The 9,137-nt window shown below is 67.7% G+C and carries 12 protein-coding genes and 1 tRNA gene; 9 read left to right on the forward strand and 4 right to left on the reverse strand.

Annotation, left to right across the window (positions count from 1 at the left end; genetic code table 11):
• Positions 1-132 precede the first annotated feature (132 nt).
• Genes ureE through QOC69_RS18575 form a run of 7 tightly spaced genes read left to right on the forward strand, consistent with a single transcriptional unit; the run spans position 133 to position 5,532 of the window.
• Positions 133-600: an urease accessory protein UreE gene (ureE, locus tag QOC69_RS18545; RefSeq protein ID WP_526442204.1), complete on the forward strand. Its 468-nt coding sequence runs from the start codon at positions 133-135 to the stop codon at positions 598-600.
• Complete coding sequence (locus tag QOC69_RS18550; RefSeq protein WP_526442206.1) at positions 593-1,252, forward strand: urease accessory protein UreF; 660 nt, start codon at positions 593-595, stop codon at positions 1,250-1,252. Before ureE ends, QOC69_RS18550 begins: the two co-directional genes overlap by 8 nt.
• A gap of 23 nt (positions 1,253-1,275) precedes the next feature.
• The gene (gene ureB, locus QOC69_RS18555) at positions 1,276-1,944 is read left to right on the forward strand and encodes an urease subunit beta (protein ID WP_526442208.1); all 669 of its coding nucleotides are present in this window, start codon (positions 1,276-1,278) and stop codon (positions 1,942-1,944) included.
• Between the two features lie 7 nt (positions 1,945-1,951).
• Positions 1,952-3,658 (forward strand): urease subunit alpha, encoded by a 1,707-nt coding sequence (gene ureC / locus QOC69_RS18560; RefSeq protein WP_526442210.1) that lies wholly within the window; start codon positions 1,952-1,954, stop codon positions 3,656-3,658.
• A complete protein-coding gene (gene ureG, locus QOC69_RS18565; RefSeq protein WP_526442212.1) occupies positions 3,655-4,260 on the forward strand; it encodes an urease accessory protein UreG in 606 nt (201 codons plus the stop codon). The genes ureC and ureG overlap by 4 nt, the downstream gene beginning before the upstream one ends.
• Positions 4,257-5,084, forward strand: coding sequence for an urease accessory protein UreD (locus QOC69_RS18570; protein WP_526442214.1), 828 nt, complete (start codon positions 4,257-4,259; stop codon positions 5,082-5,084). Before ureG ends, QOC69_RS18570 begins: the two co-directional genes overlap by 4 nt.
• A gap of 40 nt (positions 5,085-5,124) precedes the next feature.
• On the forward strand, positions 5,125-5,532 hold the full coding sequence (locus QOC69_RS18575) for a hypothetical protein (protein ID WP_526442216.1): 408 nt from the start codon (positions 5,125-5,127) through the stop codon (positions 5,530-5,532).
• Here QOC69_RS18575 and QOC69_RS18580 read toward each other — a convergent pair.
• Both QOC69_RS18580 and QOC69_RS18585 read right to left on the reverse strand, forming a co-directional pair.
• Positions 5,519-6,343 (reverse strand): crotonase/enoyl-CoA hydratase family protein, encoded by an 825-nt coding sequence (locus tag QOC69_RS18580; protein WP_526442218.1) that lies wholly within the window; start codon positions 6,341-6,343, stop codon positions 5,519-5,521. The genes QOC69_RS18575 and QOC69_RS18580 overlap by 14 nt on opposite strands.
• A gap of 17 nt (positions 6,344-6,360) precedes the next feature.
• Entirely contained in the window at positions 6,361-6,777 is a 417-nt protein-coding gene (locus QOC69_RS18585) for a hypothetical protein (protein WP_526442220.1), read from the reverse strand.
• A 40-nt stretch (positions 6,778-6,817) separates the two neighbouring features.
• Between QOC69_RS18585 and QOC69_RS18590 the strand changes: the two genes are divergently transcribed.
• On the forward strand, positions 6,818-7,375 hold the full coding sequence (locus QOC69_RS18590; RefSeq protein ID WP_526442222.1) for a TIGR03086 family metal-binding protein: 558 nt from the start codon (positions 6,818-6,820) through the stop codon (positions 7,373-7,375).
• Here the strand turns inward: QOC69_RS18590 and QOC69_RS18595 are convergent.
• Both QOC69_RS18595 and QOC69_RS18600 read right to left on the reverse strand, forming a co-directional pair.
• The gene (locus QOC69_RS18595; RefSeq protein ID WP_526442224.1) at positions 7,372-7,833 is read right to left on the reverse strand and encodes a GXWXG domain-containing protein; all 462 of its coding nucleotides are present in this window, start codon (positions 7,831-7,833) and stop codon (positions 7,372-7,374) included. The two genes, QOC69_RS18590 and QOC69_RS18595, sit on opposite strands and share 4 nt — an antisense overlap.
• Positions 7,830-8,909: a pyridoxal phosphate-dependent aminotransferase gene (locus QOC69_RS18600; protein ID WP_526442226.1), complete on the reverse strand. Its 1,080-nt coding sequence runs from the start codon at positions 8,907-8,909 to the stop codon at positions 7,830-7,832. Before QOC69_RS18600 ends, QOC69_RS18595 begins: the two co-directional genes overlap by 4 nt.
• A 130-nt stretch (positions 8,910-9,039) precedes the next feature.
• Here QOC69_RS18600 and QOC69_RS18605 point away from each other — a divergent pair.
• Positions 9,040-9,131, forward strand: a tRNA-Ser gene (locus QOC69_RS18605).
• Positions 9,132-9,137 lie beyond the last annotated feature (6 nt).

The raw sequence follows: 9,137 nt of genomic DNA on the forward strand, positions 1-9,137 counted from the left end.
CGGGCTTCCGCTCGGGGTGCAGATCATCGGAAAGCCGTTCGCCGAGCCCGAGATCCTGCAGTTCGGCTACGCGCTGGAGCAGAACACCGACGTGGTCGGCAGGATCGCGCCGGTCCTCGAAAAGGCCACGCAGTGACTGGTGCCCGCGTCGGCCTGCGGATCCTCGACGAAATCGTTGGTTGGGTGACGGACCAGGCCGTCGCCGATCGTCTGCACGAACTGCGCCACCAGCAGGCCGTCGAGTACCTCCACCTCGATGTTCACGACCTCGATCGCAGCCGGCTGCGCGCGACATCGGATGCCGGCACCGACTACGCCATCGTGCTGCCGCGGGGCAGTGCCCTCGCCGATGGGGCGGTGCTGCTGCTCGAGCCCGATCGCGCGGTGGTCGTGCGCGCGGGGGCGCCGCGGACGATGACATTGCGGGCCAACGATGTCGGGGCTGCGCTGCGGCTCGGCCTCCTTGCCGGCCACTTACATTGGAAGGCCGACCAGCGCGGCGACACCGTCGTGGTTCACCTGGAGGGACCCGAATCCGACTACACCGCCCGGATCGTCGAGCTGCTCGAGAGTGGGCGGGTCGAGTCGCTCGATGACTGATCTTGGGCAGCTGCTCGCCGCCATCCGTTTCGGTGACAGCGCATTCCCGTCCGGTGGGTTCGCCTTCTCCTCGGGGTTGGAGGGCTCCTACCGGGACGGAATGGTGCAGGACGAGGGCGATGTCAGCGCCTTCGTCGCCGAGCAGCTCGAGGGAAATTGGCATCGGCGTGACCGGGTCCTGCTGCGCCGGGCCTGGGCCGAGCCGGACCCTTCCGCGGTGGACACTCTCGCCGAGGCCATCACGCCGATGTCGGTGCTGCGGGAGGCCTCCCGCCGCGCTGGCGCCGCCACCCTGACAACGTTCGCCGCAGTCGTCGCCCCTGGTGTCGTCGACTACCGCGGCCGGGTACTCGCGGGGGTCGTCCCCGGCCACCTTGCGGTGGCCCAGGCGGTCTGCTTGCGTGCCGCTGGCCTGACCCTCGAAACGGCAGAGGCCGTAGCGGCATGGCAGGTAGTCTCCGGAATCACAGGTGCCGCACTGCGTCTCGGAGTCCACGGACACCTCGGCGCCCAGCGGATCGCGACGAACATAACCCCGCTGCTACTCGACCTGTTGCAACGCCAGCCACCCGCCGAGCCCGCCGGTTTCACCGCCTACGCCGACATCGCGGCCCAGCGCCACGACGATGGCGTGCGGTTGTTCGCCAGCTGAAAACCGTATGTGAAGGAGATCGTGTGAACCTGACGCCCACCGAGATCGAGCGCCTCGTGGTGTTCAACGCCGCCGAGCTGGCGCGTCGCAATCTCCGCGAAGGCATCCCGTTGAGCCACCCCGAAGCGGTCGCTCTGCTGGCCGACGAGGTGATGCTCGCGGCGCGCAAGAACATGGCCTACGACGAGGTGATCGACCACGCCGCGTCGCTGCTCTCGGCCGACCAGTGCGAACCGGGTGTGCCCGACATGGTACGCATCGTGGCGCTCGACGCTCCGTTCCCGGACGGCACCAAGCTCGTCACGCTGATCGACCCGATCATCGCTGGGGAGAACGACATCCGCCCAGGCGAGATCATCGTCGGCGACGAACCGGTCGACCTGTTCCCCGGTGCCGAGCGACTGTCACTGACCGTCGTCAACCGTGGCGACCGGGACATCCAGGTGCGTAGCCAGTCGCACTTCTTCGAAACCAACCCAGTGCTCGAGTTCGACCGCCGCGCTTCATGGGGCCACAAGCTCGACGTGGCCTCCGGTGCCGGAGCGCGATTCGAACCCGGCATCCCCGTGGAGGTGAAGCTGGTCCCGATCGCCGGTGATCGTGTCGCCCAAGGCTTCTCGGGAGTGGTCAACGGGCCACTCGACGCTGGTGGGGCCCTCGAAGCGGCACTTGCCGCACAGCGCGAAGGCTGAAAGCGCAGTGACAACGATCGATCGGCAGTCCTACGCCCGGATGTTCGGCCCCACCAAGGGGGACCGGATCCGCCTCGCTGACTCGGACCTCTTCGTCGAAGTCGAACGGGATGACACGGTGCCCGGTTATGAGCTGCTCGCCGGCGCAGGCAAGTCCGTGCGGGATGGCGAGGGATACCGCCCGTCGACGAAGCCGTCGGACGGCGCCCTCGACTACGTCATCGTCAATGCGGTCATCATCGACGCGGTGGCGGGAATCATCAAGGCGGACATCGGTATCCGAGACGGCAGAATCGTCGGCATCGGCAAGGCGGGCAACCCGGACACCATGCCCGGCGTCACTCCTGGATTGGTCGTCGGCACCAGTACGACGCCGATTCCCGCCGAGGGCATGATCGTGACCGCCGGGGCGATCGAGACCCACGCGCACCTGATCTCGCCGCAGCAGGTCGAGCATGCGTTGTCGACCGGCACCACGACCCTCATCGGTGGGTCGCTGGGACCGACGTTCGAAGTCGCCACCGGAAGCCCCCGCAACCTCGGGATGTTCCTGAAGGCAGGCGAGTACACACCCATGAACTTCGTCGCGTTCGGCCGTGGCTCCTCCGATCCGGCGGCAGTCTTGGAGTCGGTGGCCGCCGGTGCAGGCGCGGTGAAGATCCACGAAGACCTGGGGGCGTCGCCGGCCGTCATCGACAAGACGCTGCAGGCCGCCGATTCCGCCGACTTCGCGGTACACCTGCACACCGACTCGATCAACGAGTTCGGGTTCTCCGAACGGACGCTGTCGACGATCGGCGGTCGGACGATCCACATGTATCACGTGGAGGGCGCGGGCGGAGGGCACGCCCCCGATCTGATCCGGTGCGTCGGCTACGAGAACGTCATTCCGGGCACGACCAACCCGACCAATCCCTACACGGTCACCGGGCTCGACGAGGGTGTGCCGATGACGATGATCGCCCACTTGATGAATTGGGAAGCGCCCGAGGACATCGCGTTCGCCGAAGCCCGAATCCGGCCACCTACCATGGTCGCCGAGGACTTCCTGCACGACATGGGAGCGATCTCGATCTTCGGCAGCGATACCCAGGGCATGGGCCGGCTCGCCGAGAACATCACCAACTGCTGGCAGCTCGCCGCGGTGATGAAGCAGCGCATCGGTCGGCTGCCGGAGGAGACGACGGCCTTCGCCGACAACGAACGCGTCAAGCGCTACATCGCGAAACTCACCATCAACCCGGCCATCTCGATCGGCGCCGACGCGCACATCGGCTCCGTCGAGACCGGCAAGGTGGCCGACCTGGTGATCTGGCAGCCCGCATTCTTCGGCGTCAAACCGAGGGCGGTGATCAAGAACGGAATGATCGCGTGGGCGGCACTCGGCGACGCGGCGGGATCCATCTCGTCGTCGGAGCCGATCATCCAACGCCCCAACTGGGGTGCTCTTGGCGACGCAGCCGCCGAACTGGGGTTCGTGTTCATGTCCTCGCTTGCGATCGATGCGGGCGTGCCGGACAAGCTGGGGCTGCGCAAGAACGTGCTGCCGATCAGGTCGGTGCGTGCGCTGCGCAAGAAGGACATGGTGCGCAACGACGCCCTGCCCCACGTCGAGGTCGATCCCCGCACGTTCGAGGTCCGCGCCGACGGCGAGCTGCTCACCGCCGAACCGGCTGCCACCGTGGCATTTTCGAGAAAGTACATGCTGCGATGAGAGCCGCACGCATCGGCATCGGTGGGCCGGTCGGATCCGGCAAGACAGCGCTCATCGAGGCGCTGCTGGCTGGATTCGCCGGCCGCGCACGCTCGGTCTGCGTGATCACCAACGATCTGGTGACGGCCGAGGACGCCGAGCGGATCCGCCGCTCCGGGCTGATCGACCCGCAGCGGGTACGGGCCGTCGAAGCCGGAGGTTGTCCGCACACCGTGATCCGCGAGGACCCGTCACTGAACATCGCCGCCGCCGATGCGCTGGAGGCCGCCCACCCCGATACCGAGATGATTCTGCTCGAATCCGGTGGAGACAACCTCGCGTCGACGTTCTCCCGCGATCTGGTGGACTACTGGCTGTTCGTGATCGACGTGGCAGGGGGCGACGACATCCCGCGCAAGCGCGGACCGGGTGTCATCCGGTGCGATCTGCTGGTGGTCAACAAGATCGATCTCGCGCCCTACGTTCGCGTCGACCTTCCCCTGATGCTGAAGGAGGCCAACGAGGTGCGCAGCGGCAGACTCGTCCTCGCCACCAACGCCAGTAGCGGCGAGGGGATCGAGGCGCTGATGGACGTGCTCGAACGGGACGTGCTGTTCGTGTGAGCGCCGGCTCTGGCAACGCCCTAGACCTCGTGTTCGCCTGCGTCGGCGGACGCACCGCCCTGACCCGGCGCCGCTACCGGTGGCCTCTGCTGATCGGGCGGGTCTTCACCGACCGGGCACGGCCGGGCGTGGGGTCGGTGACCATCCAGAACTGCGCAGGCACCGTAATTCCCGGTGATGTCGTCAGGCAGCGGATCGAGGTGGTCGACGGCGGGTCGGCGGTGGTCCGTGGCCAGGGTGCGACGACCGTCGCCGGCGTTCGCGGCGGCGAGCCGGCCGTCGAGGACACGCGCCTTCGGGTGGACGCGCGCAGTCGGCTGCTGTTCGACCCCTCGCCGCGCATCCTCACCGCGCACGCGCGCTATCGCCAGCGCACGCAGGTGTGCGTCGAGCCCGGTGGACGGGCGGTGATCGTCGACGCCGTCGTGCTGCACCCCGACCTGACGGACGAGGCATTCGGCAGCTACGAGTCCAGCGTCGCGGTCGCCGCCCCGGACGGAACGCTGCTCGCACTCGATGCGCAGGTGCTCGAGACGATGCCGCGGGTCCGCCGTGCGCCGACGGCCTTCGGGACCGTGTACGTCGTCGGTGGCGGGTTCGACGAAACGATGACGGCGCTATCGCCAGACCTCGAATCGCTCAGTGCGGTCACGGGGGACAGGCGTGTCTATCTTGCGGTGAGCGACCTGCCCAACCAGGCTGGCTGGGCGGTTCGGCTCGCCGCGTCGGATGGCGGAACGTTGCGGGCAACCATCGCAGCGGTGACCGAGGTGGTCGAGCGGGAAGCTTCGTGCGTCCGCGACTCGCTGCCACACTTCCAATGAGGTGAACTGGGCCGCTCGTCGCCCGTCGTAGTCTGCGGCCATGGACATTCGCTTCAAGTCCCGCGTCGTGGTCGCCGTGCTGGTGATCTACGGCATCTACTCGACGGTGGTGGGCCTGGTGATGCTGTTCGCGCCTGGCTTCATGTTCGACACCTTCGGTGGCTTCGGAGTTCGCAATGGCCACTACATCTTTGACCTCGCCAGCTTCGAACTGCCGCTCGGGCTGATGTACCTCGCCGCCATCAGATGGCCCGGCTGGCGGGTGCCGACCCTGGCGTTCGCCACGGCGCACTACGTGCTGCACTCGATCAGTCATCTGATCGACATCGGCAATGCGACGCCACCGTGGGTCGGCGTCTTCGACTTCATCATGATCGCGGTCGGTCTGCTGGTCCACGCGATCGCCTGGTGGTTCAGCGTCGACGTGGCGCGGGTTACTCGCCCTTGAACTCGGGTGCCCGCTTGGCGAACATCGCGGTGATGCCCTCGGTGAGATCCTTCGACGGCAGGAAGGCCGAGTTCCACGCCGCCACGTAGCGCAGGCTCGCCGACACCTGGGCGGTGCGCTGCTCGTCGAGCACGTCCTTGACGCCCTGCACCACCAGCGGCGGGTTGGCCGCGATCTCCTTGGCGGTGGCATGCGCCGCCGCCAATGACGCTTCGGCATCGGCGTAGACGTCGTTGACCAGACCGATTCGTGTCGCGCGTTCTGCATTTATGTCCCGGCCCGTCAACGCCAATTCGCGCAGATGCCCGTCGGACAGGATCAGCGGCAGTCGGGCCAGGCTGCCCACGTCGGCGACGATGGCGAGCTTGACCTCGCGCACCGAGAACTTCGCGTCGGCGCTGGCGTAGCGGATGTCGACGGCGGAGATCAGGTCGACCCCGCCGCCGATGCACCACCCGTGGATCGACGCGATCACGGGCGTGCGGCAGTCCGCGACCGCGGTGATGGACTGCTGCATCGACCGCAAGCGGGTGTGGAACTCGGCCCGCGGCTTGGCGAGCGCGCCGTCGGCCAGCATCGGCGACAGCGTGTCACCCATCGCGGGCAGGTCGAGGCCGTAGCTGAAGTTGCGGCCCGATCCGGTCAAGACGATGGCCCGGACGTCGGGGTCGGCGTCGAGCGAGGCGAACACTGAAGGCAACTCGGCCCAGAACTCCGGCCCCATCGCGTTGCCCTTGCCGGGGCCGAGAAGCGTCACCTGCGCGACGTGGCCGTCGACGTCGACGGCGAGGGATTGGTAGGTATCGCCCATGACGGCAGGCTAGCGGGTTACGGGGGCGACCCGCCGAGGAGGAGCTCGTTGACGGTGCTGGTGGGCATGAACTGGCACATCGCGTCGGCGAGCGTCTTGGCGATCTCCGTGTTCTGCGAGCCGATCACCGAACCCTCCTGCGCGACGATCTCCTCGATGACGGCGGTCTGGGTGTCCGGGTCGAGGCCGTTGTACTCCTCACACGTCATCGTCAGGGAGTTCGACGGTGCCGGAACGTTGGACGAGGTGCGGGGCGACGAGGTCCTTGGCGACGACGTGCGGGGCGACGACGTGCTCGGCCGCGACGTCGAGCGCGGGGTGCTCATGCCGGGCTCGGTGGTCATGGCCACGGTGCCGGGCGTGGTGCGGTCGCAGGCGGTGATCCCGGCGGCGAGCACGATTGACGCCCCGGCGATCAGAACTCGCGTCCTCATCTGGGCAACGATAGGCGCACGCGCGTTCTAGCGTGAGCGCATGCCCACCGACACCCCAGCCGACGAGATCGACAGCGCCGACGCGAGCCTGGCCGTGTTGCAGCGGGTGCTCGCCCAACTGGGTCCCGACGACACCGCGAAGCAGACGCCGTGCCGCGAGTTCGACGTCGCCGGGCTGACCGACCATCTGATGAACTCGATCACCTCCATCGGCGGGGCAGTGGGCGCGCAGTTCCCGGAGCGAGATCCGGGGGCCTCTGTCGAGCACCAGGTAATGACCGCGGCGCGCCCGGCCGTGGACGCGTGGCGAAGGCACGGCCTCGACGGCATGGTCACCATCGGCCCCAACGAAGCGCCCGCGAAGGTCATGGCGGGCATTCTGTCGATCGAATTCCTGGTTCACGCTTGGGATTACGCGGTAACGACGGGCCACCAGGTGGATGCGTCGGACGACCTGTCGGAGTACGTGTTGGGCTTGTGCCGCACCATCATCACGCCGGAGGGCCGCAAAGGAGTCGGCTTCGACGACCCGATCGACGTGGCCGCCACCGCGAACGCGCTGGACCGGTTGCTCGCCTACACCGGCCGCAGCCGCTAGACCCGTTGCAGGTAGAAGTAGCCGTAGCTGCCGGTGCGCATCGCGTGCTTGCCGTTCATGATGCCCATCACGGTGTCGTCGTCGACCTTCTTGAAGTGGTCGTGCAGCGGTTGACCGTCGTAGACCATCGTCGCGACCCGCTCACCGCGGAACTCCTCGATCCACAGCGTGGCCTCGCCCTTGCCGAGTTCGACGTTGGAGAACTTGTTGCCGTCCTCGTCGAGGCAAATCAGCGGCTTCACGTCGGCGGGCGAGGTGAACGACTTGCCGAACCAGCGCGCCGACTCCAGCGAGCCGATCAAGCGGTGGCCGGTGTCGAACGCGCCGCCCTTCCACTCACCGATCATGAAGTCGATGGTCGTCGGCTCCAGCGTGGCCCAGAAGGCGTCGAGCTCGGCGTCCGGGATCCGCCCTTCGCGTGCGGTGAGTTCGGCGAAGGTGTCGCGCGCATCGGTCATTGGTCGACGTCCTTCGAGCTCGAGATCCAGTGGGTGGCGAAATCGAGGAATGCGTCGTTCTCGTGCGGCGCGGCGACGGTGACGCGGACCCCGTCCTGACCGTACGGCCGGACCAGCAGGCGGTTGTCGGCGGCGCTGTTGACGAAGTCCGTCGTGCGCCCGGCAAGCGGGAGCCACACGAAGTTGGCCTGCGACGGCGGCACGGTGAAGCCGGCGTCCCGCAGCGCCGAGGTCACCCGGGCCCGCTCGGCCACGACGACGTCGGTGCGCGCCAGCAGTTCGTCGGAGGCGTCCAGCGATGCGATGGCGGCGGCCTGCGAGACGCTCGTCGCCGTGAACGGCACGTAGACCTTGCTCAGCGCGCTGATCACGTCGGGATCGCCGACGGCGTAGCCCACCCGCAGGCCGGCCAGGCCGTAGGCCTTCGAGAACGTCCGCAGCACAACGACATTGCTGTGCGCACGGACCAGCCCGAAGCTGTCCGGCAGCCACCCGTCGCGGATGTACTCGACGTACGCCTCGTCGAGCACGATCAGGATGTCCGACGGCACCGCGGCGACGAACCGGGCAAGGGCGCCGGGGTCGACGACGGTGCTGGTCGGGTTGTTCGGGTTGCAGATGAAGATGAGCCGGGTCCGGTCGGTAACCGCGGCCAGCATGGCGTCCAGGTCGAACGCGTAGTCGGTCAGCGGCACCTGCACCGGGGTCGCGCCCGCGGTGCGGACCTGCAGCGGGTAGATCTCGAAACTGCGCCAGCCGTACATCACCTCGTCGCCCACCGACGCGGTGATCTGGATCAGCTGCTGGCACAGGCTGACGGAGCCGCAGCCCACCGAGATGTGCTCCGGAGCGAACGCCCCATTGTCGATGCACTTGGCCAGATGTTCCCGCAATTCGACGTAGCCGTTGTCCGGGTAGCGGTTGATCCGGTCGACGGCCCGCTCGATCGCGGCCCGCACGCTGGGCAGCGGACCATCGACCGTCTCGTTGCTCGCGATCTTGATGGCGCCCGGCACGGTCTTGCCCGGCGTATAGGCGGGCAGATCGGCCAGCTCGGGGCGCAGGCGGGCGGTCACCCGAAACAGTCTAGGGGGACCGCGGGACGCGTCCTTCAGCCGCGCTTTGCCTTCCCCTCACCTGGCTGTGTACGCTTCTGCCTCGGCGGTTCCGGGCTAATGCATGAATCCGGTACCCTCGGATCGTTCAGGAGGCGTGCCAGAGCGGCCGAATGGGACTCACTGCTAATGAGTTGTCCGTCTTAAAGCGGACCGGAGGTTCAAATCCTCTCGCCTCCGCCACTGCTG

The organism is Mycobacterium sp., assembly GCF_032162105.1.
Classification (GTDB): Bacteria; Actinomycetota; Actinomycetes; order Mycobacteriales; family Mycobacteriaceae; genus Mycobacterium.